The organism is Flagellimonas lutimaris (assembly GCF_003581615.1).
Taxonomy (GTDB): domain Bacteria; phylum Bacteroidota; class Bacteroidia; order Flavobacteriales; family Flavobacteriaceae; genus Flagellimonas; species Flagellimonas lutimaris.
Genome location: NZ_QXFH01000052.1, coordinates 1 through 234, shown reverse-complemented (window position 1 = coordinate 234; position 234 = coordinate 1). Strand labels below are relative to the sequence as shown.

The 234-nt window shown below is 55.6% G+C and carries 1 protein-coding gene; it reads right to left on the bottom strand.

Annotated elements, in window-relative coordinates; translation table 11 throughout:
* Nucleotides 1-8: 8 nt before the first annotated feature.
* The coding region (gene petE, locus D2V08_RS18245) for a plastocyanin (RefSeq protein WP_119606355.1) at nt 9-234 on the bottom strand (226 nt) is incomplete at its 5' end.

Below are 234 nucleotides of genomic sequence, written 5' to 3'. Positions count from 1 at the left end.
GAGAGAGTCTATTTGACAGTTACTTTTCCGACCATGCCAGCTCCTTGGTGAGGAGAGCAGTAGAAAGAGTAAGTGCCCGGAGCAGTCAAGGTGACGGCGTAGGTCTCTCCCTTGGCGTTGAGGAGGTCTTCCTCCGACATCGAAATCTTGGCGACGTCGACGCCGGCGGGAACCTCGTCCTCGTCGAAAACAACGTTGTGGGGGAAGCCGGCGTTGTTCTTGAACACGATCTTC